The organism is Ralstonia mannitolilytica, assembly GCF_905397375.1.
Classification (GTDB): domain Bacteria; phylum Pseudomonadota; class Gammaproteobacteria; order Burkholderiales; family Burkholderiaceae; genus Ralstonia; species Ralstonia mannitolilytica.
The window spans coordinates 1-22,986 of record NZ_CAJPVG010000009.1 but is presented as its reverse complement, the minus strand read 5'-3'; the positions used below and the strand labels follow the sequence as shown (position 1 = coordinate 22,986).

Annotated in this window: 17 protein-coding genes; 10 read left to right on the top strand and 7 right to left on the bottom strand. The window is 67.5% G+C overall.

Annotation, left to right across the window (positions count from 1 at the left end; all coding sequences use genetic code 11):
• Positions 1–131 precede the first annotated feature (131 nt).
• Positions 132–773 (bottom strand): 2-polyprenyl-3-methyl-6-methoxy-1,4-benzoquinone monooxygenase, encoded by a 642-nt coding sequence (gene coq7, locus KHN96_RS16455; RefSeq protein WP_062738018.1) that lies wholly within the window; start codon positions 771–773, stop codon positions 132–134.
• A 379-nt stretch (positions 774–1,152) separates the two neighbouring features.
• Here coq7 and KHN96_RS16450 point away from each other — a divergent pair, with 379 nt between their 5' ends.
• The 3 genes from KHN96_RS16450 (at position 1,153) to KHN96_RS16440 (ending at position 4,883) form a co-directional block, all read left to right on the top strand.
• Positions 1,153–2,331, top strand: a complete 1,179-nt coding sequence (locus KHN96_RS16450) for a porin (protein ID WP_045785915.1) — start codon at positions 1,153–1,155, stop codon at positions 2,329–2,331.
• A gap of 122 nt (positions 2,332–2,453) precedes the next feature.
• Positions 2,454–3,479, top strand: coding sequence for a tripartite tricarboxylate transporter substrate binding protein (locus tag KHN96_RS16445; protein WP_062738005.1), 1,026 nt, complete (start codon positions 2,454–2,456; stop codon positions 3,477–3,479).
• 87 nt (positions 3,480–3,566) lie between these two features.
• Positions 3,567–4,883, top strand: a complete 1,317-nt coding sequence (locus tag KHN96_RS16440; RefSeq protein ID WP_045785913.1) for an MFS transporter — start codon at positions 3,567–3,569, stop codon at positions 4,881–4,883.
• Here the strand turns inward: KHN96_RS16440 and KHN96_RS16435 are convergent, their stop codons facing one another.
• Entirely contained in the window at positions 4,884–5,411 is a 528-nt protein-coding gene (locus KHN96_RS16435) for a DMT family transporter (RefSeq protein WP_062738006.1), read from the bottom strand.
• Positions 5,412–5,498: 87 nt separating this feature from the next.
• Between KHN96_RS16435 and KHN96_RS16430 the strand changes: the two genes are divergently transcribed.
• Both KHN96_RS16430 and trhA read left to right on the top strand, forming a co-directional pair.
• Complete coding sequence (locus KHN96_RS16430; RefSeq protein ID WP_062738007.1) at positions 5,499–6,416, top strand: LysR family transcriptional regulator; 918 nt, start codon at positions 5,499–5,501, stop codon at positions 6,414–6,416.
• Positions 6,417–6,518: 102 nt separating this feature from the next.
• Positions 6,519–7,136 carry a PAQR family membrane homeostasis protein TrhA gene (gene trhA, locus KHN96_RS16425; protein WP_045785910.1) on the top strand — a complete coding sequence of 206 codons (618 nt, stop codon included), beginning with the start codon at positions 6,519–6,521 and terminating at the stop codon, positions 7,134–7,136.
• Between the two features lie 60 nt (positions 7,137–7,196).
• Here trhA and KHN96_RS16420 read toward each other — a convergent pair whose 3' ends face one another.
• The 4 genes from KHN96_RS16420 to KHN96_RS16405 form a co-directional block, all read right to left on the bottom strand.
• Positions 7,197–8,906, bottom strand: a complete 1,710-nt coding sequence (locus KHN96_RS16420) for a long-chain fatty acid--CoA ligase (protein WP_062738008.1) — start codon at positions 8,904–8,906, stop codon at positions 7,197–7,199.
• Between the two features lie 150 nt (positions 8,907–9,056).
• The gene (locus KHN96_RS16415) at positions 9,057–10,157 is read right to left on the bottom strand and encodes an aminopeptidase (protein WP_115044088.1); all 1,101 of its coding nucleotides are present in this window, start codon (positions 10,155–10,157) and stop codon (positions 9,057–9,059) included.
• 8 nt (positions 10,158–10,165) lie between these two features.
• The gene (locus tag KHN96_RS16410) at positions 10,166–12,262 is read right to left on the bottom strand and encodes a molybdopterin-containing oxidoreductase family protein (RefSeq protein WP_115044091.1); all 2,097 of its coding nucleotides are present in this window, start codon (positions 12,260–12,262) and stop codon (positions 10,166–10,168) included.
• 84 nt (positions 12,263–12,346) lie between these two features.
• Positions 12,347–13,336: a LacI family DNA-binding transcriptional regulator gene (locus KHN96_RS16405; RefSeq protein ID WP_062738011.1), complete on the bottom strand. Its 990-nt coding sequence runs from the start codon at positions 13,334–13,336 to the stop codon at positions 12,347–12,349.
• Between the two features lie 222 nt (positions 13,337–13,558).
• Here KHN96_RS16405 and ptsP point away from each other — a divergent pair, with 222 nt between their 5' ends.
• The 4 genes from ptsP (at position 13,559) to KHN96_RS16385 (ending at position 20,074) form a co-directional block, all read left to right on the top strand.
• Positions 13,559–16,102, top strand: a complete 2,544-nt coding sequence (gene ptsP, locus KHN96_RS16400; protein WP_062738012.1) for a phosphoenolpyruvate--protein phosphotransferase — start codon at positions 13,559–13,561, stop codon at positions 16,100–16,102.
• Positions 16,099–17,049, top strand: a complete 951-nt coding sequence (pfkB, locus tag KHN96_RS16395) for a 1-phosphofructokinase (RefSeq protein WP_062738013.1) — start codon at positions 16,099–16,101, stop codon at positions 17,047–17,049. Before ptsP ends, pfkB begins: the two co-directional genes overlap by 4 nt.
• A gap of 35 nt (positions 17,050–17,084) precedes the next feature.
• Positions 17,085–18,791, top strand: a complete 1,707-nt coding sequence (locus KHN96_RS16390; RefSeq protein WP_062738014.1) for a PTS fructose transporter subunit IIC — start codon at positions 17,085–17,087, stop codon at positions 18,789–18,791.
• Between the two features lie 128 nt (positions 18,792–18,919).
• Positions 18,920–20,074, top strand: a complete 1,155-nt coding sequence (locus KHN96_RS16385; RefSeq protein WP_045785903.1) for an ABC transporter substrate-binding protein — start codon at positions 18,920–18,922, stop codon at positions 20,072–20,074.
• 103 nt (positions 20,075–20,177) lie between these two features.
• Here KHN96_RS16385 and argE read toward each other — a convergent pair whose 3' ends face one another.
• A complete protein-coding gene (argE, locus tag KHN96_RS16380) occupies positions 20,178–21,374 on the bottom strand; it encodes an acetylornithine deacetylase (RefSeq protein WP_062738015.1) in 1,197 nt (398 codons plus the stop codon).
• A gap of 266 nt (positions 21,375–21,640) precedes the next feature.
• On the opposite strand from argE, the gene KHN96_RS16375 reads away from it, so the two are divergent.
• Positions 21,641–22,831, top strand: a complete 1,191-nt coding sequence (locus tag KHN96_RS16375; RefSeq protein WP_115044093.1) for a M20 aminoacylase family protein — start codon at positions 21,641–21,643, stop codon at positions 22,829–22,831.
• Positions 22,832–22,986 lie beyond the last annotated feature (155 nt).

Sequence of the window (22,986 nt, the reverse complement as noted above, 5' to 3'; positions counted from 1 at the left end):
AGATAGCGCGGTTTATGGAGAAACCACGTGAGAGAACGGTGCGCAGGCGCGCGCGCTGCGCACTCGCGCAGGACGCAGCCGCGAGGTCGGATAAACGGAGGAGCGCCGCGCCGTGAAACGCGCGCGCGGCCTCAGATGCGGTAGGCGGTCGTCGTCATGACGCGCGAGGCGGCGCGCATCGCATGGCGGATGGGCGCCGGCAGCTCGATGCCGCCAGCCTGGCGCGCATGGTCGCCGTGGCGGATTTCGTCATCGCGCATCTGGGCGACGATGGCGCGCGAGCGGGTGTCGTGGTCCGGCAATGCGTCGAGATGGCCGTCGAGATGATGCTCCACCTGGCGCTCGGTCTCGGCAACGAAGCCGAGGCTGATCCTGTCGCCCAGGCGCCCGGCCACCGCGCCGATGGCAAAGGCACCGGCATACCAGAGCGGGTTGAGCAGGCTGGGCCGGTCGTTCAGCTCCTGCAGGCGCTGGGCGCACCAGGCAAGGTGGTCTTCCTCTTCGCGCGCGGCCTGATCAAGTTGCGCGCGGATCGCGGGATCCCGCGCGAACAGGGCCTGCCCTTGATACAACGCCTGGGCGCAGACCTCGCCCACATGATTCACGCGCATGAGGCCGGCAGCATGCCGGCGGTCTGACTCGGAGAGCTTGGCCACGTCGTCGGAGGTGGCCGGCGCGACGACCGCGTCGGCAGGATTGGGACGGCTGGCCCGCGTGACGCCGGCCACGGCGCGCAGGGCGCGGTCAAATTCAGAAAGGAAGCGATCGAGCATGAGAGCAGCGCCGCCGGCAATGGCGGACGGCGCAGGCGTCATTGTAAGGCGGCCATCCGCCGGCATCTTGTCCTGCGTCAGACCGGACACGGCCAAACACAACTGTACGGGATAACCCTGCTGGCGCGCGGATCGCATCCAAAACCGCAAGGAATTGCAGACGCACATGCCACTTCTATTTCGATTTCGGAAACAGCCTGTTGCCGGGATCAGACAGCAAACGCGCGTTTACGAACATTCGTTCGCAAATTTCGACCGGCGCCTGCAACGGGTTGCTACATTAGTCAGCGACTTCGTTTGAAAGTCATGGGGCGGGAAGACGAGAACGGAGGGTCTGCCTGCCACCGAACCCAATAAATAAAGATCTGGAGACCGACCGATGAAGAAATCGCTGCTGGCATTGGCAGTGCTGGGCACATTTGCGGGTGTTGCGCAGGCTCAGTCGAGTGTGACGCTGTACGGCGTCGTCGACGCCAACGTTGAGTACGTCAACCACGCGCAGGCCGTCACGGCCGCGGGGGTGGTCATCCCGGGCAGCAGCGGTTCGCGCCTGGCGATGCAGGCCGGCGGGCTGTCTTCCAATCGCTGGGGCTTGCGCGGCGTTGAGGACATCGGCGGCGGTCTCAAGGGCCTGTTCGTGCTGGAGTCGGGCTACGGCATGGACACCGGCACGCTGCAGCAGGGCGGGCGCCTGTTCGGGCGCCAGGCGTTTGTCGGCTTGCAGGGCAACTGGGGCAAGATCACGCTGGGCCGGCAATACACCACGATCTTCGACATGATGGCGAACTTCTCGCCGACCGGTTACGCCACGCAGTATGAGCCGGTGGTCGGCCAGCTGGGCCCGAACTTCCGCGAAGACAATGTCATCAAGTACACCGGCGCATTCGGCCCGCTGACCGTGGAAGGCCACTGGTCGTTTGGCGAGCGCGCCGGCAGCCAGACCGCCAACTCGGCGTACGGGGTTGGCGCCAACTACTTTGCCGGCCCGTTCGGCGTGGGGATCGCCTATGACGAAGTGAAGGTGCTGACGGCAGCCGAAGCCCTGGGCGGCCCCGGCAACGAGTACGCCAAGGACAAGCGCGCCGCCATCGCCGCGAGCTACACGGTGGGCCCGGTCAAGGTCATGGGCGGCTATCGCTACGGCAAGACCGACACGGCTTCGTCTGGCGCCACGCTGGCGCTGCTGCCGCACCGCGACGACTATTACTGGGCGGGCGTGAACTACCAGGTGACGCCGGCCCTGGGCCTGACGCTGGCGTACTACTACGACAACATCAAGGAAGCGACCATCGGCGGCGCCACGGTCAACCCGCGTAACCCGCAGCAGTGGCAGTTCATCGCCGACTACAACTTCTCGAAGCGCACCGACGTGTACCTGAGCGCCGCGTATGCACGCAATGCGTCGCTGAACTGGGATTCGATCGGCTATGTGACGAACCCGGCGACGGGCGCGCAGACGTCGGTGGGCTACCTGCCGGCCGCATCGCAGACGTACTTCATCACGCCGAACTCGGACAGCCAGGTCGGCGTGGCGATCGGCCTGCGTCACAAGTTCTGACGCGCACTGTGTTGTTGCCCGCCGCCCCCTCTCCTTGGCGGGCGCAGGAAGGCACCTTCGGGTGCCTTTTTGCATGGCCGCGCGCTATGCTGTGCCGACACAAGAACATCATCGGAGGAGACATGACCGTGCCTTGCACGCTGCGCCGTGCCTTGCTGCGCGCAGCCTTTGCCGGTGCTGCTGCCGGCGCCATCGCGTTGCCTGCGGCGGCGCAAACCCCGCCGTATCCAGCCAAGCCGATCACCATCGTCGTACCGTTCACGCCGGGCGGCACGACCGACATCCTGGCGCGCGCCGTCGCCGCCGAGCTCACGCGCGGCGCCGGCTGGAACGTCATCGTCGACAACCGGCCCGGTGCGGGCGGCAACATCGGCTCGACGCTCGTGGCCAAGGCCGCGCCCGACGGCTACACGCTGCTGATGGGCACGGTGGGCACGCACGCCATCAACCAGACCCTGTACTCGCAGAACGGCGTGCGACTGGGTTTCGATCCGATCAAGGACTTTGCGCCGATCACGCTGGTGGCCTCCGTGCCGAACGTGCTCGTGGTCAACCCGGCCTTTGCGCAGAAGAACAAGATCAACTCGGTGAAGGACCTCATCGACTACGCGAAGGCCAATCCGGGCAAGCTGAACATGGCGTCGTCGGGTAACGGCACGTCGATCCATCTGGCCGGCGAGCTGTTCAAGACGCAGACGGGCACGAGCATGGTCCACGTGCCGTACAAGGGCAGCGGTCCGGCGCTGACCGATCTGATCGGCGGCACGATGGACCTGATGTTCGACAACCTGCCCTCGGCCATGCCGCAGATCAAGGGCGGCAAGCTGAAGGCGCTGGCCGTCACGAGCGCCAAACCGTCGCCGGCGCTGCCCGGCGTGCCGACCGTCGCGCAGGCCGCCGGCCTGCCGCAATACGAGGCCAGCTCGTGGTTCGGGCTGCTGGCGCCAGCCGGCACGCCGCCGGCCATCGTGTCGCGCATCCAGCAGGCGGTGGCGAAATCGCTGGCGAGCCCCGCCGTCAAGGAGAAGCTCGAAGCGCAGGGCGCCGAGCCCGTGGGCGACACGCCGGAGCAGTTCGCCGCGCACATCCGTGCCGAGACGGCGAAGTGGGCCGCGGTCGTGAAGGCCTCGGGCGCAAAGGTGGATTGACCGCGCAGCCATTGAGCACCCCGCCCGCCGCGCGCACAATGGGCGGCCTTCATAACGACAACAACACAACGTCCCCGGGAGACCCGCATGTCCTCTTCGACTTCCTCCGCCATGGTGGCGCCCGCCGCCGATCCAGCCACGGACGCCAGCCGCTCGCGCATCGTCTTTGCGAGCTTCATCGGCACGGCCATCGAGTTCTACGATTTCTACGTCTACGCCACGGCCGCGGCGCTGGTGATCGGGCCCGTGTTCTTCCCGCACGGATCGGCCACGGCGCAAGCGCTGTCGGCCTTCGTCACGTTCGGGATCGCGTTCATCGCACGGCCGATCGGCTCGTTCCTGTTCGGCCACTTCGGTGACCGGATCGGGCGCAAATCCACGCTCGTGGCGTCGCTGCTGGTGATGGGCATTTCCACCACGCTGATCGGGCTGGTGCCGGGCTATGACAGCATCGGCACGCTGGCGCCTGTCCTGCTGTGCATTCTGCGCTTTGGCCAGGGCATCGGCCTGGGCGGCGAATGGGGCGGCGCGGCGCTGCTGGCCACCGAGAACGCGCCGCAGGGCAAGCGCGCCTGGTTCGGCATGTTTCCGCAGCTGGGGCCGTCGGTGGGCTTCCTGGCATCGAACGGGCTGTTCTTCGGGCTGGCGCTTGCACTGTCGGACGAGCAGTTCCGCAGCTGGGGCTGGCGCATTCCCTTCCTCGTCAGCGCGGTGCTCGTGGCGCTGGGCCTGTACGTGCGCCTGAAGATCGCCGAGACGCCCGCATTCCAGGCCGCCATCGACCGCCAGGAACGTGTGAAGGTGCCGGTCGCCACGCTGCTGGCGCACCACTGGTGGCCGACGCTGCTGGGCGCGCTGGCCATGGTGGTCTGCTACACGCTGTTCTACATCTCGACGGTGTTTTCGCTGTCGTACGGCGTGGGCACGCTGCATTTCTCGCGGCCGAGCTTCCTGGGGCTGCTGTGCCTGGCGGTGGTGTTCATGGGGCTGGCGACGCCGCTGTCGGCGTGGGCGTCGGACCGCTTCGGGCGCAAACCGGTGCTGATCGTCGGCATCATCGCGGCCATTCTGTCGGGCTTCACGATGGCACCGCTGCTCGGCAGCGGCCAGACGCCCCTGGTGGCGCTCTTCCTGATCATCGAGCTGTTCCTGATGGGCGTGACCTTCGCGCCGATGGGCGCGCTGCTGCCGGAGCTGTTCCCGACCAACGTGCGCTACACGGGCGCAGGCGTCTCGTACAACCTGGGCGGCATTCTCGGTGCATCGATTGCGCCGTATATCGCGCAGAAGCTGGCCGAACAGGGCGGGCTCAGTTGGGTCGGGATGTATGTATCGGCGGCTGCGGTGGTCAGCCTTTGCGGCGTGCTCTGCATGCGAGAGACGCGCGATGCGCGCCTGATGTAATCAGGGCGAAGACCGCGCCCGCGCCGCGCTGGCAGCGTTGCCGGCCGGCGCGGGCTGCGCCTGCGTGAACCACTGCACCAGCAGCATCCCCGCGCAGATCAGCGCCACGCCGGCAATGCGGCCCACATTGACGGGCTTGACCGGCAGCCCCACGAGGCCGAAATGGTCGATCAGCAGCGAGGTGAGCATCTGCCCCGCAATCACGCTGACGATGAACGTGGTCGCACCCAGCCTGGGCGTGAGCATGAGCGCAGCCGTCAGGTAGATCACGCCCGCGACACCGCCGAACCACGCCCACAGCGGCAGGCGCGCCGCTTGCCCGAGCAGCGGCGCCGGCGCACGCAGCGCAATCAGCACGGGCACCACCATCAGGAGGCTCACCAGCAGCGACACCACCGTCGCCCACAGCGGATGACCAAGCGCCCGACCCAGGACCGCATTGCTGCCGGCCTGGAACGGCACGAGCGCGCCGGCCACCAACGCCACCAGCGCCAGCCCCATCGCAGAAAAAGACAGCGGATTCGTCATCGCTCCACTCCGGAAGTTGTCTTGCTGCCAATGTTCCCTTATGAATAGCGCGAATGGAAATTCGAATGACGCATTCCCATTGTTCGCATGACGAATCCTCTGCAGCGTGTTGACCTCAACCTGCTCGTGACCCTCCACGCGCTGATGACCGAACGCCATATCTCGCGCGCGGCCGTGCGGCTGCACAAGAGCCAGCCCGCGGTCAGCCATGCGCTGGCGCATCTGCGTGCGCTGTTTGGCGACCCGCTGCTGGTGCGCCGCGGCGGCAAGCTCGAGTTGACGGCGCGGGCGCGCGAGCTCTCGCAGCCGCTCGAGGACGTGCTGGCGCAGCTCGGCGCGCTGCTGGCCCCGTCCGCTTTCGACGCATCCGAAGCACAGCGCGTGTTCCGGCTGGTGATGTCCGATTACGGCGCGCGCACCGTGCTGCCTGGGCTGATGCGGCGCCTGCGCACCGAAGCGCCCGGCATCGACCTGGTGGTCACGCAATCGACGCGCGAGATGATGCAGTTGCAGGTGCTCGACGGCGAGGTGGACCTGGCACTCGGCGTCTTTCCATCGCCGCCGTCCGAACTCCTGGCGCAGACGCTGTTCACCGACACTTTCGCCTGTGCGGCGGATGCATCCACGTTGCCGGCCTGCGGCACATTGACCCTGGAGGCATGGCTTGCGCGCCCGCACGCGCTGGTCGCCATGCGCGGCGGCGTCGACAACGAAATCGATCGCGCGCTGGCCAGGCTCGGACACACACGACGCATCGCGATCACCCTGCCGCACTGGGGCGTGGCCAATGAGGTGATTGCGGGAACGGACCTCGTCCTCACCGTTGCGCGGCGCAATCTCGATCGGCTCGACGGCGATGCGCGGCTGCGTGTGTTTGCCGCACCGTTTCCGATTGAGCCATTTGCGTTCGGGCATCTGTGGCACCCGCGGCGGCAGAACGATCCGGCGCATCAGTGGCTGCGTGGCGTGATTGCCGACGTTGTGCGGGCACCTGCGCCTTCCTGATTCGAACGCGCCTGCCTGCCCTCGCCGCTACCCCATGCGAAAATGCGGCGTCTGCACTCGCGAAAACGCACACCCACACCGAGCCTTTCCGGAGATCCGCGCATGTATCACGGAGAACGTTTCAACGGCTTCAGCCACCTCGCCGGAGCCATCCTTGCCGCTGCGGGCATGGCGGTGCTGGTGACATCCTCGGCGCTGCACCACGATGCGTGGAAGGTGGTCAGCTCGGTCGTCTACGGCACCACGCTGGTCCTGCTCTACACCATCTCCACGCTGTATCACAGCCTGCGCGGCCCGGCCAAGGGCGTCTTGCAGCGCCTGGACCATTGCGCCATCTACCTGCTGATCGCCGGCAGCTACACGCCGTTTGCACTGGTGACGCTGCGCGGCCCGTGGGGGTGGACGCTGTTCGGCGTCAACTGGGCCCTGGCGGCCGTCGGCATTGCGCAGGAGCTCTGGATCGGCCGTCGCACGCGCGTTCTGTCGCTGGTGATTTACGTGGTGATGGGATGGCTGGTACTGATCGCCATGGGGCCGTTGATGGCCGCACTGCCTGCGCCCGGCCTGTGGTGGGTGGTCGCGGGTGGAGCGTTCTATACCGCGGGCGTCGGTTTTTTTCTCTTTGACGAGAAGGTGAAGCACTTCCATGGCATCTGGCACTTGTTCGTGCTGGCGGGCAGTGCATGCCAGTTCGTGAGCATTCTCCTGTACGTGGGCTGATCTGCCCGCACAAGAAAAAGCCGCGAGGAATCGCGGCTTTTTCTTGACGGCAACGCAGACTCACGCGCGCTTCTTCATCGCTTCGTCCCGCAACTCTCGGCGCAGGATCTTGCCGACATTCGTCTTCGGCAGCTCATTGCGGAACTCGATGAACTTCGGCCGCTTGTAACCGGTGAGCTGTTCCTTGCAGAACTCCTGCAGCTTCTCTTCGGTCAGCGTCGGATCGCGGCGAACGACAAACAGCTTCACGACCTCGCCCGAGTGCACATCGGGCACGCCCACGGCGGCGACTTCCAGCACGCCCGGGCACATCGCCACCACGCCTTCGATCTCGTTCGGGTACACGTTGAAGCCCGACACCAGGATCATGTCCTTCTTGCGATCGACGATCTTGGTGTAGCCGCGCTCGTCCATCACGCCCACGTCGCCGGTCTTAAAGAAGCCGTCGGCGTACATGACCTTGGCGGTCTCGTCGGGGCGCCTCCAGTAGCCGGCCATGACCTGCGGGCCGCGGATGCAGATTTCGCCCGCCTGCCCGATCGGCAGATCGTGGCCCTCGTCGTCACGGATGGCGACCTCGGTGCCCGGGATCGGCAAGCCGACCGTGCCGGAAAACGTGTCGGTATTGGTCGGGTTGCAGATGGCCGACGGCGAGGTTTCCGACAGGCCGTAGCCTTCGATGATCGGGCAGCCCGTCACCTCGAGCCACTTCTTGGCCACAGCTTCCTGCACCGCCATGCCGCCGCCGTTGGCCACGCGCAGGTTGGAGCAGTCGACGTTCTTGAAGTCGGGATGGTTCAGCAGCGCGTTGTACAGCGTGTTCACGGCCGGGAACATGTGGAAGCGGTACTGCTTGAGCACCTTGATGAAGCCCGGGATGTCGCGCGGGTTCGGGATCAGCACGGCCAGTCCGCCCTTGCGCATCGACAGCAGGCAGCACACCGTGAGCGCGAAGATGTGATACAGCGGCAGCGCCGTGATGGTGATGATCTCTTCGTCCGGTCCCAGCATGCGGCCGTCGCGGCCCGGCTTGGTGAGCGCCGGGTTCATCCACGCCTCGGACTGCAGCACGTTGGCGACGATGTTCCGGTGCAGCAGCGTCGCGCCCTTCGACACACCGGTGGTGCCGCCCGTGTACTGCAGGAAGGCGATGTCGTCGGGGCCGACCGACGTGGGCTTGAGCGTCTGCCTGGCGCCCTCCTGCAGGGCGGCGTTGAAGCGGATGCAGTTGGGCAGCTCCCACGCCGGCACCATCTTCTTGACGCTGCGCACGACGAAATTGACGAGCATGCCCTTCAGCCCGCCGAGCATGTCGCCCATGCTGGCCACAACGATGTGCTTGACCGGCGTGTTCGGCAGCACCTGCTGCAGCGTCGTCGCGAAGTTCTCCAGGATGATGATCGCTTCGGCGCCGCTGTCCTTGAGCTGGTGCTCCAGCTCGCGCGGGGTGTAGAGCGGATTGACGTTGACGACCACGTAACCGGCGCGCAGCACGGCAGCCAGCGCCACCGGGTACTGCAGCACGTTCGGCATCATCAGCGCGACGCGCGCGCCCGGTCCCAGGCCGCGCGACTGCAGCCACGCCGCCAGTTGGCGCGACAGCGTATCGAGCTCGCCGTAGGTCAGCACCTTGCCCATGCATTCGAATGCACGGCGGTTGCGGTTCTTCTGGAAAGAATCCTCAAGCAGATGGGCCAGCGATCGGTACTGCGATGCGTCGATCTCGGCCGGCACCCCGGGGGGGTACTGCTTCAGCCACGGTTTATCCATGGGCGTGTCTCCTGGCGATTGTCGATTTTTTCGAATGGTCGTTCGATTTTTTCCGCATCGTACGCGGATGTGTGTGTCAAAACAATAACTTAGACGATTCCCTCGGGCGGTCCGGCATGCTCGAAACGGGTGCACCGACCGCCGCCGGCATCACTTTTGCAAAGGGGTGCCATCCGCCTCCGGCGACGCTGGAGGGGCGAGGCTCCGCAGCACGGCCTCGCGCGCTGGTTTGGATTCGCGCGCCAGGGCTTTCACGTCGGCATAGAAGCGCGCCCAGTCTCCGCCATCGCGGTGATACAGCGCCGTGAACGCGGGCACCCACTCCAGATAGCTCGCCACCGCGCCCAGATGGGCGTTCGACAGCGGCTGCGCGAACCAGCGGTCGTAGCCGGTATAGCCGCCCCAGCTTGCCTTCAGCTTGGCGTAATCGGCCTGCAGGCTGGCAAAGGTGGCACGCTTGCCGGCGCGCTTCTCGTCATCGGAGACGGGGCTCGCGTACAGCTTTTCGAGCCGGCTGCGGTACGCCAGCAGCAGGGCGCGGAATTGTACGCGGCGGGCATCGTAAACGGCGTATTCCGCGCGAATTTTCGGCGTTGCCGCATCGGCCAGCCAGCGCTCGACGCCGATCGTCTCGACGGTGGTGGCAAACGATTCGTTGAAGGCGGTGTCGCCCTTGGCGTAGGCCACCTGGTGGGCGAGCTCGTGGAAGATCAGCCGCGCCAGCTCGCCTTCGGGCAGGCCGACGAAGGTGTTGAGCAGCGGGTCGTCGAAATAACCCAGTGTGGAATACGCAGGAATGCCGGCCACGTCCACGTCCAGACCTTCGGCGCGCAGCGTGTCGGCATAGGCCAGGGCGGCGCTGCGGTCGTAATAGCCGCGGTAGGTCACGCAGCCGACGATGAGGAAGCACCACTCCTTGAGCTTGACCGACAGCTCCGGCGCCGCAAAAACGTTCCACACCGCGAACGGGCGCTTGAGGTTGGCGTAGACGCGGTAGCTGCCGTTATCGGGCAGCGCCAGCTCGCGCGACGCGTAGATGCGGATGCTGCGGGCATCCTCGAGGCGCCTGGCGAGCTTGTCGTTGTGCGCCGCGCGGGCATCTTCGATGGCCTTGTCGATGGACTCGCGCTGCGCCATCAGCGAGAGATGCCCGGCAACCGACTGATAGTAATAGCCGACCGTGTCGCAACCGGCCAGCAACGCAGTGCCCGCCAGGGACAACGCCAGACACAGCCCGCGGGCCCTCCGCATGGCCGTCCTCAGGCGGTCTGCCCCGCCGGTGCGACCTCCACCAGGCAGTCGTAGAAGGTCGGTGCGCGGCCCATGTCGGTCAGGCGCTGGCTGGTGACTTCGTTGGCATTGGTGCCGTCGGGCGCGAGCTTCTTCCACCAGATCGACAGGCCGACCACCACGCCGCGGCGGGCGCGGTCCGTCACGCGGGCACGCGCCTGCATGGCGCCGCGGTCGTTGAAGATGCGGACCAGTCCGCCATCCACCACGCCGCGCGGCAGGGCATCGTCGGGATGGATGTCGAGATGCGGCTCGCCTTCGGTGCTGCGCAGGCTGTCGACGTTGACGAAGGTGGAGTTCAGGAAGTTGCGCGCCGGCGGCGAGATCATGGAGAGCGGATAGCGCTTCGCCAGCTCAGGCGTGCTGATGGCCGATTCGTGCGGCGGCACGTAGCCGGGCAGCGGGTCCAGGCCGTCCTTGGCCATCTGCTCGGAATAGAACTCACAGCGGCCCGACGGCGTGCGGTAACCGCCTCGCGCGAGCGGCGCGGCCGGATGCGCGAGCTTCTGCCAGCCCTCGCGCTTGAGCGTTTCCCAGTCGATGTGCGCGGCGGCAGGATCGTCGCGGCGCACGGCCTGGGCCGCGATCTCGTCATCGGAATCGGCAAAGCACGCCTCGGTAAAGCCCATGCGTTGCGCAAGCCGGCGGAAGATCTCGGTGTTCGGCAGCGCCTGCCCCACCGGCGCAATGGCGGCGTTGTTCGCCAGCACGTAGGTGTGGCCGTACGCCTTGTGCACGTCTACGTGCTCGAGCTGTGTGGTGGCGGGCAGCAGGATGTCGGCGTAATCGGCGGTGTCGGTCTGGAAGTGCTCCAGCACCACGGTGAAGAGGTCTTCGCGCGCGAAGCCGGCCGCGACCTTGCGCGAATCCGGCGCCACCGCCACGGGGTTGCTGTTGTAGACCACCACCGCCTCCACCTTCGGGCCGAACGATGCATCGCCCGGATGCAGCAGCGCATCGCCGATGGTGCTCATGTTGATGGTGCGCGGCAACTTGGGCCAGCCCGGGAGCAGATCGGGGCGCTGCAGCTTCGCGTTATCGATCGGGAAGAAGCCCGACGTCGACAGTTGCAGCCCGCCCGCCGCATCGCGCCAAGCCCCCACCAGCGATGGCAGGCACGCCACCGCACGCACGCCCTGCCCGCCGCCGTGGGCGCGCTGCATGCCGTAGTTCAGGCGGATGGCCGCCGGCTGCCGGTCGAGCACGACGGTCGTGCCGTACAGCTTGGCCAGCCATTCGATGTCCGCGGCGTCGATGCCGCACAGCGTGGCAGCGTAGTCCGGCGTGTACTGCCGGGCGCGCTCGCGCAGCGCCTCGAAGCCGAGCGTGTGGTTGGCGATGTAATCGTGGTCAAGCAGGTCGTCGCGGATCAGCACGTGGATCATCGCCATGGCCAGCGCCGCATCGGTGCCCGGACGCACGGCCAGGTGCCGATGGCACTTCTCGGCCGTCAGCGAACGATACGGATCAATCGCCACCAGCGTCGCCCCACGCCGCTTGGCTTCCTGCGCGCGCGTCCAGAAATGCAGGTTCGAGGCGATGGGATTGGCGCCCCAGATCAGGATCAGCTTGGCATCCTGCACGTGCTCGATGTCCATGCCGAGGCTCGCGCCATACGTATAGCGCAGCGCCGTCGCGCCGGCCGATGCGCAGATCGTGCGATCTAGCAGCGATGCCCCCAGCTTGTGGAAGAAGCGCGCCGCCATGCTTTCGCCCTGCACGAGGCCCATCGTGCCGGCATAGCTGTACGGGACGATCGCTTCGGGATTGCGCGAGGCGATCTCGCCGAGACGGCTGGCGATGGTGTCGAGCGCCTCGTCCCACGTGATGGGCTCGAACTTGCCCTCGCCCTTCGCGCCGACGCGCTTCATCGGCGAGAGCAGGCGGTTCGGGTGATACGTGCGCTCGGTGTAACGGTTGACCTTCGTACAGAGCACGCCGGCGGTGGTCGGGTGGTCCGGGTCGCCCTGCACGCGGGTGGCGCGGCCGTCCTCCACGGTGACGAGCAAGGCGCAGGTGTCGGGGCAGTCGTGCGGGCAGGCGGCACGGATCACTTGGGTGGACATCGGGAGACTCCGGAGTGGGGTGGCGGCCGCTTGCGTCTACAGGCACCTGCGCGGCTGCGATGATCCGGAAATTGTAATCGCGCGCTACGTCGGGCGCAGCGGCGTCGAACCGCGCGGGACCAGGCGCCCGGTCAGCAGGATCCGCCGCGCCGGCAAGGTGCTGTCTGCGAGGCGGTCTTGCAGCATCGCCATGGCCATGCGGCCGATGTCGTAGACCGGCTGCTCGATCACGGTGATGCCCGGGCCGGCCAGTTCCGTCCACGGCTCGTTGTCGAAGCCGGCGACTGCAATGTCGCGCGGCACCTCGAGCGACAGCCGGCGCAGCGCACGCAGCACGCCCAGCAGCGATTGCGCGTTGCTTGCGACGAGGGCGTCGGGCCGCTCGCCGCTGGAGAGCCACGCCAGCGTTTCGGTCTCGGCGGCTTCCGCGGTGGGCAGGATGAAGCGTGCTTCGGCGCTCACGCCGTGGCGGGCGAGCGCGGCGGCAAAGCCGGCCTGGCGTTCGGCGCCCGTGCTGCTGGTGCGGCCAAAGAGCCCGCCGATGCGGCGATAGCCCTGCGCGGCAAGGTGGTCTGCCAGCGCCTGCGCCGCCTGCTGGTTGTCGAGCACGACGGCATCGGTGCCGCACGCGGACCCGGCACGGTCGATCAGCACGACGGGGTAGCCGAGTTCGACCGGCCGCGGCGCCTCCGCAATGCCGCGCGTGGGCGAGAGAATCACGCCGGTCACGCGCTCCTCCTCCATCAGTCGCAGGTACATCGCCTCTTTGTCGGGGTCTTCATCGGAATTGCACAGGATCACGCGCAGGCCCGCCGCGTACGCTGCATCCTCCACCGCACGGCTGACGCTGGTGAAGAACGGGTTGCGGATGTCCGACACGATCAGCCCGACGGTCTGCGCCTGCTGCGAGCGCAGCCGCCGCGCCGACAGGTTGGGCCGATACCCCGACGCGGCCACCGCCGCATCGACACGCCGGCGCAGCTCCGCGCTCACGGGGCCGCCGGCCAGCGCACGCGACACCGTCGCCACCGACACGCCCGCCGCCGCCGCTACGTCCTTGATCCGAACCGTCATGCTGAAATCGTTTCCAAAGAAAGCGTCATGATAGCCAAAGCCGGCCGCGCCACCAATGCGACGCTTTCAGGGGAAACCCCGTAAACAGCGGGATACACGTCACTTTGCGCCGCATTGCACATTGACACCCTCACTGTAATCGATTTCAATGCGACCACATCAACGACACGCCAAGCCGCGCCTGCCTCCTCCCGCGCGGCCGCCCGCAGGAGACCCCGCCGCATGGCTACCGCCCTCATCTGCGCTGAACGCATCCGCCTGCAGCAACGCGCCACCAACAAGGAAGGCGCCATCCGCGCCGCCGGGCAATTGCTGGCCGACTCAGGCTGCATCGACCCCGCCTACATTGACAGCCTGCTGCGCCGCGAAACCGTCGCCAACACCTTCCTCGGCCACGGCGTGGCCATTCCGCACGGCATGGGCGAAGACCGCCACCTCATCCGCCAGACGGGCATTGCGGTACTGCAGTTTCCCGACGGGCTGGAGTGGCACCCGGGGCAGACGACGCACCTTGTCTTCGCCATCGCAGCGCAGTCGGACGAGCACATCGTGCTGCTGCGCCGCCTCACCCGCCTGCTCAATGACGATGCACGCCTGCGCCAGCTCTTCACCACGCAGGACGCCGAGGACATCGTCGCCGCGCTGTCCAGCGATGCGCCCGCCCAGGCGGCGAGCGCCCCCGGCACGGACCTGGCCGAGCAGCGCGCCCTCACCCTGGAGTACCCGAGCGGCCTGCATGCCCGCCCCGCCGCCCAGTGGGTGGAGACCGCACGCCGGTTTGCGGCACGCATCCAAGTCCGCCACGGGGACGAGACGGCGGACGCCAAGAACCTCGTCGCGCTTCTGCAACTGGGGCTGGCGGCGGGCGCCAAGCTGACGCTGTCAGCGGAAGGCCCGGATGCCGGCGCCGCGCTCGACGCCCTGCAACAGACCATTCGCGGCCTTGTCGCGCAGGAACGCGCGCAGGCCGTGCGTGACGCTCAAGCCGCCCGCACGCGCCAGAGCGCACACGGTTGGCAAGCCGAGGTCGCCTTGCCCGCCATCGGCGGCATTGGAGCAAGCCCGGGCCTCGCGATCGGCCCCGTCCACGTGCTGCAGCATGGCGCGGCGGCCGTGCCCGACCACCCGGTCGCGCTCACCACGGGCGGCGACCTGCTCGACAAGGCGCTCGCCGACACGCGCGCCGAACTTGCCGCACTCGCGCAAGACACCGCCGCCCGCCTGGGCGAGGCCGAGGCCGGCATCTTCAAGGCGCAAGCGGAACTGCTGGGCGACACCGACCTCATGACGCTGACCTGCCAGGCGATGGTCGAAGGCCACGGCGTGGCGTGGTCGTGGCATCACGCCGTGGAGCGGCTGGCCGAGCGGCTCGCGGCGCTGGGCAATCCGCTGCTGGCCGCGCGCGCAGCCGACCTGCGCGACGTGGGCCGGCGCGTGCTGGGGCATCTCGATCCGTCGCTGCGCAAGGCGGCGCAAACGCTGCCCGACACGCCTTGCATTCTCGTGGCGGCAGATCTGTCGCCATCGGACACCGCTGCGCTGGACACACGCCGCATCCTCGGCATCGTCACCGCGCAAGGCGGGCCGACGTCGCATACAGCCATCCTCACGCGCACGCTCGGCATTCCCGCCGTGGTGGCTGCCGGCCCGGCAGTGCTCGATGTGGCGCCCGGCACGCAAGCCATCGTCGACGGCACGGGCGGCCGGCTGGTGCTCGACCCGGATGTGGCCAGCATCGCCAGCGCGCGCCGCTGGCTGGACGAAGAAGCCGCTCGGGCGCAGCGCGAGCAGGCCGAGCGCAGCCTCCCGGCGCGCACACGCGACGGCTACACCGTCGAGATCGCCGCCAACGTCAACCTGCCCGCGCAGGCCGCCGAGGCCATCACGCTCGGCGCGGAGGGCGTCGGCCTGATGCGCACCGAATTCCTCTTCCTCGAACGCGACCACACACCCGACGAAGACACCCAGTACGCCGTCTACGCAGACATGCTCGAGGCGCTCGACGGCCGGCCGCTGATCGTGCGCACGCTGGACATCGGCGGCGACAAGCAGGTGCCGCATCTGAACCTGCCCACGGAAGACAACCCGTTCCTCGGCGTGCGCGGCGCACGCCTGCTGCTGCGCCGGCCCGACCTCATGGAGCCGCAATTGCGCGCACTCTATCGCGCCGCACGCGATGCCGGCAGCGGCAACGCGCTGTCGATCATGTTCCCGATGATCACGTCGATGGACGAAGTGATGGCCGTGCGCGCGGCGTGCGAGCGCATCCGCGCCGAAGTGGGCGCGCCGGCGGTGCCGCTCGGCATCATGGTCGAGGTCCCGGCCGCCGCGCTGCTGGCCGACCGGCTGGCCGAACACGTGGACTTCTTCTCCATCGGCACGAACGACCTCACGCAATACACGCTGGCCATCGACCGCCAGCATCCCGACCTCGCCGCCGAGGCCGACAGCCTGCACCCGGCCGTGCTTCGACTGATTCAGCAAACGGTACAAGGCGCCACACGCCACCACCGCTGGGTGGGCGTGTGCGGCGGCCTGGCGGGCGATCCGTTTGGCGCGCTGCTGCTAGCGGGGCTCGGCGTGAATGAGCTGTCGATGAGCCCGCGCGACATTCCCGCCGTGAAGGCGCGACTGCGTGCAGCAGAACGCTCCGCACTCGCCGAGCTGGCGGGCCGCGCGCTGGCGTGCGCGTCGGCGCAGGAGGTGCGCACGCTGGAAAGCGCCCTCGCCGTGGCCGCGAACGGCAAGGAGTTGGCCACAGCATGACTACGCGCATCGTCACCGTCACGCTCAATCCCGCCATCGACATGACGGTCGGGCTGGACAGGCTCGAACGCGGCCGCGTCAACCTGGGCCGCAGTGTCACGCACCAGGCCGGCGGCAAGGGCGTCAACGTGGCCGGCTGCCTGGCCGACTGGCAGGTGCCCGTGGTGGCCACCGGCCTGCTCGGCCAGGACAATGCCGAGCTGTTCGAAGCGCTGTTCGCCCGCAAGCACATCGTCGACAGCTTCTACCGTGTGCAGGGCAGCAACCGCACCAACATCAAGATCAGCGACGCCGCGGATGGGCAGACCACCGATATCAACCTGCCCGGCATCGCCGCCACCGCGCTGGACCTGGATGCGCTATGCAAGCGCATCGATGCGATGACCGACGTGGCCGGCGTGGCGCTATGCGGCAGCCTGCCCGGCGGCCTGCCGGCCGATACGTACGTGCAACTGCTGGCGCCGTTGAACGCGCGCGGCGTCCGGACACTGCTCGATACCAGCGGCGCACCGCTCGCACTGGCGCTGGCAGCTCCGCGCCACGCGCTGCCGACAGCCGTCAAGCCGAACCGGCATGAGCTCGAGGTGTGGGCCGGCGCGCCATTGCCCACGCTGCAGGACGTGGTGGAGGCAGCGCGCGGAATCCACGCGCGCGGCGTCGCGCAGGTGATCGTCTCGCTGGGTGAAGACGGCGCGCTGTTCGTCACCGCCGAGGGCACCTGGCAAGCGAGCCTGCCGCCCGTGCGCGCCGCCAGTACCGTAGGCGCGGGCGATGCCATGGTGGCGGGCGTGCTGGCCGGCTGGCATGCCGGCGCAAGCATGGAAGACACCGTGCGCCTGTCCGTGGCGTTTGCCGCGTGCAAGCTCCAGCGCCTCGGGCCAAATCTGCCACCGCCCGAGCACGTGCGCGAGCGGGCTGCCGTCGTACGCATGCAGCGCGTGGCCTGAGCCCGCGCGCGGTCAACATCATCAAGGAGCCGACCATGGCAAACCTGTTGGCAATTCTCGGCGCGGACGGCCGCACCACCCGCGCCATGCTCGCCGGTGCAGCGCTGCGGCACGCCGCGCGTGAAACCGGCTGCAAGCTCGACGTGGACGTGCGCGCGCCGGACACCGCCTCCGTCGTCAACACCTCCGTGCTGGCCACCGCGGATGCCGTCGTATGGGCCGGCGTGTCGCCCGACACCGCCGCGCGCCAGGCCAATCCGCGGACGATCGAAGTCACGCTCGACGAGGTGCTCGACGACGCGCGCGCCGTGCTCGATCGCATGATGGGGAGTGCGCCCACCGCGCCCGCGGCCAATGCGGAACCGAAACGGATTGTCGCCATCACGTCGTGCCCGACCGGCATCGCGCACACGTTCATGGCGGCGGAGGCACTCACACAGGCGGCCGCTGAGCTGGGCCACGCGATCCATGTCGAAACGCAAGGCTCGGTGGGCGCGCAGAACACGCTGTCCGCCGATGCGATCGCACGCGCGGACCTCGTACTCATCGCGGCGGATACGCAGGTCGACCTGTCGCGCTTCGCCGGCAAGCCGCTCTTTCGGGCGGGCACCAAGGCGGCCATCCACGATGGCCCGGGGCTGATCCGCCGGGCGCTCAGCGAGGCCACCGTCGAAGCGCCCGCCGCAGCGCAGGCTGCAGCCGCGCCGGCCGCCGAGCGCACCGGCCCTTACAAGCACCTGATGACCGGCGTGTCCTTCATGCTGCCGTTCGTGGTGGCGGGCGGCATCCTGATCGCGCTGGCCTTTGCCCTCGGCGGCATCTACGTGACGGAAGACGCAGCGCGCGGCACGCTCGGCGGTGCGCTGTTCCAGATCGGCGCCAGATCGGCGTTTGCGCTGATGGTGCCGGTGCTGGCGGGCTACATCGGCTATTCGATCGCCAGCCGGCCGGGCATTGCGCCGGGCATGGTCGGGGGCATGCTGGCCGCCAGCCTGGGCGCGGGTTTCCTGGGCGGTATCGTGGCGGGCTTCGTAGCTGGTTACGGCACCGAGGCCCTGAACCGTTGGCTGAAGCTGCCGCGCAACCTGGAGGGGCTGAAGCCGGTGCTGATCCTGCCGGTGCTCGGTTGCCTGGTCACCGGCCTCGTGATGCTGTACGTGGTCGGTGCGCCGGTGGCAGCGCTGTTGACGTCGCTCACAACGTGGCTGCGCGGCATGCAGGGCGCCAATGCGGTGCCGCTGGGGGCGCTGCTCGGCGGCATGATGGCCTTCGACATGGGCGGCCCCATCAACAAGGCCGCGTACGCATTCAGCACCGGGCTGATCGGCGCGCAGGTCTACACGCCGATGGCGGCCACCATGGCAGCCGGCATGACGCCACCCCTTGGCATTGCGCTGGCTGCATGGCTCTTCCCTTCGCGCTTCACCGGCGACGAGCGCCAGGCGGCACGCGCCACGGCGGTGCTCGGCCTGGCCTTCATCAGCGAGGGCGCGATCCCGTATGCCGCACGCGACCCGCTACGCGTCATTCCGGCGCTGGTGGCGGGATCGGCCTGCGCGGGTGCGCTGTCGATGTGGTTCGGGGTGGAATTGCGCGTGCCGCATGGGGGCGCCTTTGTGCTGCCGATCCCGAATGCCGTCACGCACCTGGGCGGCTATATGGTGGCGCTGGTGGCGGGTACGCTCGTCACTGCGGGGCTGCTTGCCATCCTGAAGCGGCGCGTGCCGGCGCAGGCGGCCTGAGCACCGCACCGCACGGGGGTGCCTGTCTCAAAAACCATCAAAACTGCCACAGTCCGAGCCGATCCTGTTTGCCTGCCCCGCCCGTTTGGCTATGATGCCGGGCAAACCAATCTCTTCGGGGGGAGAGCATGCAGGCACGCAGATTCACCGGGCTGCTGGCGATGTTCGCGGCGGGCGCCATGGGGCTGGCCGCCGCTGCACACGCAGAAACCGGCGTCACAAACGACACCATCCTCATCGGGCAATCTGTGCCACTGAGCGGCCCGGCCGCCCAGCTCGGCCAGCAGATGAACCGGGGCGCCAAGCTGTACTTCAATGCCGTCAATGCGGCGGGCGGCGTCAATGGCCGCAAGATCGAGCTGAAGGTGCTCGACGACTTTTACGAGCCCGACGCCACCGCACGCAACACGAAGACGCTGATCGACGACACCAAGGTGTTCGCCCTGTTCGGCTATGTCGGCACGCCGACGAGCCTGGCGGCCCTCAAGATTGCCAATCCGGCGGGCGTGCCGTTCTTCGCGCCGTACTCCGGTGCCATGGCGCTGCGCGAGCCGTTCGCGCGCAACGTCTTCCACATGCGTGCGAGCTACAACGACGAGACCGCTGCCATCGTTCAGCAGATTCACACCACGGGCTTGAAGCGCATCGCCGTGGTCTACAACGACGATGCCTACGGCAAGGCCGGGCTGGACGGGGTGCAACGTGCATTGAAGCTGCCAGCGAACCAGGGCGTGTCGCTCGTCGCGCAGGCCAGCGTGGTGCGCAACACGACCGACGTGAAAGGCGCGCTCGGCACCGTGCTGGCGCAAAAGCCCGATGCCATCGTCGCCGTGAGCGCATACCAGACGGTGGCCGCGCTGGTGAAGGCCGCGCAGGAGCAGGGTTACGCGGGACAGTTCTACAACGTGTCGTTCGTCGGCACCAAGGCGCTGGCCAATGCGCTGGGCAAGGCCGGCGGCGGCGTGGTCATCTCGCAGGTAATGCCGTACCCGTATAGCGGCGCGTCGCCGCTGGTGCGCGACTACCAGAAGCTGCTCAAGGCGGAAGGCATCACCGATTTCGACTACGGCAGCATGGAAGGCTACGTCGCTGCACGCGCCCTCGTGGAAGGGCTGAAGCGCGCGGGCCGCGACCTCACGCGTGAGAAGCTCATCACCGCGCTCGAGTCGATGGGCAACTATGATCTGGGCGGCTTCAATGTCAACTTCTCGCCGTCCAACCACGTCGGCTCGAAGTTCGTCGAGATGACGATCATCAATTCGAATGGACAGGTGATTCGCTGAGTTGACGGCATCTTTTGCCATGAAAACCGGGCTGCGTGCCCGGTTTTTTCATGCGTGCGCCTGGCGGCTTGAGAGGGTGGCGAGCCGCGCTTTGGCAGCCGCGTTACGCCGGCTGCGGGTGTGGCTGCTGTTGCGCCAGGCGCCGCATGAATGCCTCGCACTGGGCGATCTGCGCAAGCTCGATGTATTCGTTGGGCTTGTGCGCCTGTTCGATATTGCCGGGGCCGCAGACCACCGTCGGGATGCCGGCGCGTGAGAACAGGCCGGCTTCGGTGCCGTAGTCGACCTTGCCCACCACGCCGCGGCTGTCGGCCAGCGCCTGGGCCAGTGCCACGAGCTCGTGCGTCGGCGCGATGGACAGGCCCGGCGTGTTGGCCTCCATGGCGAAGCGGATGTCGGCGTCCTGAGCGATCTCGCGCATCTGCGGCAGGAGCGTGTGCTGCGCGTACCGTTCGATCTCGCTGAAGAGCCAATCCGGATCCGTGCCCGGCAGATAGCGGAAGTCGAACGTGAATTCGCAATCGCGCGGCACGACATTGCTGGCGATGCCGCCATGGATCGTGCCGGTATTCAGCGTGGTGTGCGGTACGACGAAGTCGGTGTCGCGCGCTTCTTCTGCCGCAAGACGCGCGGCAAGGGTGCGGATATGCGCGATCAGCAGCGCGGCGAACTCGATGGCGTTCACACCCTGCGGCGTCAGTGCCGAATGCGCTTCCTTGCCGCGCACGCAGCAGCGGTACGCGCGCTTACCCTTGTGCGCGACGATGGCACGCATCGACGTGGGTTCGCCAACGATGCAACCCGCGGGCTGAATGCCGTTGGCCTCGAGGTCGCGCAACAGACTGCGTACACCCACGCAGCCGATCTCTTCGTCGTACGACAGCGACAGGTGGAAGCTGGCGTCGCCCTCGGCCGCCATGAAGGCCGGCACATGTGCCAGTGCAACGGCAATGAAGCTCTTCATGTCGGCGGTGCCGCGTCCGTACATGCGGCCGTCGCGAATCTGCGCGTCGAACGGATCCGTGTCCCAGGCCTGGCCGTCGACCGGCACCACGTCGGTATGCCCCGACAGCACCAGCCCCGGCTTGCGCCCCGGCGACAGCGTGGCAAACAGGTTCGCCTTGCCGCCGGTGGCGTCATACGTGAGGCGGCACTCCGCACCCTGGGCACGCAGGCGGTCGCGCACCCATTCGATGAGGCCGAGATTCGAATGCCGGCTGACGGTGTCGAACGCAACGAGAGTACGGACCAACTGCAGGACTTCGTCGGACGGCGGTGCGGGGATGGCGTGTGTGGACATGGCGGACTGGGGTCATTCGTTCATCTGCGGCAAGCGGGATCGCGTCAGCAAGGGACGGACGGCATCGAAAGGCCTACGGTGCCGGGCTCGCAGGCCCCAGTGTAGGCCCTTCGGCCGGATCGCCGCACACCGCGCCTCTGTTGCCCGTGCGGAGCCGCGCGCGCAAAGCTTCCATGGCCCATGCGATCAGCCGATGGCCGGCCGGGATCTGTCCTTCGGCGTATCATCGATGTGATTGCGAACTTTCACTCAGAACACGCGCATCCATGAAGCTGATTCCAGAAATCCAAGCTGCGCAGCCTGAAATCCAGGCGCTGCGACGCGACATCCACGCGCATCCCGAATTGTGCTTTGAAGAGCGACGCACCGCCGACCTCGTCGCCGCCAAGCTGACGGAATGGGGCATCGAGGTGCACCGCGGCCTTGGCAAGACGGGGCTCGTCGGGGTCATCCGCAACGGCGACGGCAAGAGCATCGGCTTGCGCGCCGACATGGACGCCCTGCCCCTGGCCGAGGCGAACCAGTTCGAACATCGCTCCAGGCATGAAGGGAAAATGCACGCGTGCGGACACGATGGCCACACGGCCATGCTCCTGGGCGCCGCCCGTTACCTGGCGAAACACCGCAACTTCAAAGGGACGGTGCACCTGATCTTTCAGCCCGCCGAAGAAGGTGGTGGCGGCGCACGCGAAATGATCAAGGACGGCCTGTTCGAACGCTTCCCCTGCGACGCCGTCTTCGGCATGCATAACTGGCCTGGCGTGCCCGTCGGAGCATTTGGCACGCGCGTCGGCGCACTGATGGCGTCGAGCAACGAATTCCGTATCACCATCAAGGGCAAAGGAGCGCATGCGGCGCTTCCGCACAATGGCAACGACCCGGTGTTTGTTGGCGCTCAGGTGGTATCCGGGCTGCAGGGCATCATCACGCGCAACAAGCGCCCCATCGACACCGCGGTTCTGTCGGTAACGCAATTCCATGCCGGCGACGCGACCAACATCATCCCGAACGAAGCATGGATTGGCGGCACGGTGCGCACGTTCTCGACCGACGTCCTCGACTTGATCGAGCGTCGGATGGAAGAGGTCTCCAAGGCGATCGCCGCCGCATACGATTGCACCGTGGACTTCGTCTTCCACCGCAACTATCCCCCCACGGTGAACACGGAGGCCGAAACGCAGTTCGCGGCAGAAGTCATGCGTGAGCTCGTCGGAGCAGACAATGTAGACGCCACAATCGACCCGACGTTGGGGGCGGAGGATTTTTCGTTCATGCTGCAGGAGAGGCCTGGGTGTTTTGCGTTCATCGGCAACGGTGACGGGGATCACCGAGAGCAGGGCCATGGGGTGGGTCCGTGCATGCTGCACAACCCGAGTTACGACTTTAACGACGAGCTGCTGCCGCTGGGTGCGACGTATTGGGTGAGGCTGGTGGAGAGGTACCTGGCGCGGGGCTGAGGGGGATGGGCCCACGCAAGAAGCCACCGCTGGGTGGCTTTTTTGTAAGCACCCGGTGAACCCGTCTTGCCAGCTAGGTGGCGCTGGGCGTCCAGCGATGCGGGAGCAGTTCGGCGATGTCGGCCGCCTTGTGGGTCGGCAGTCGCGTGAGGACG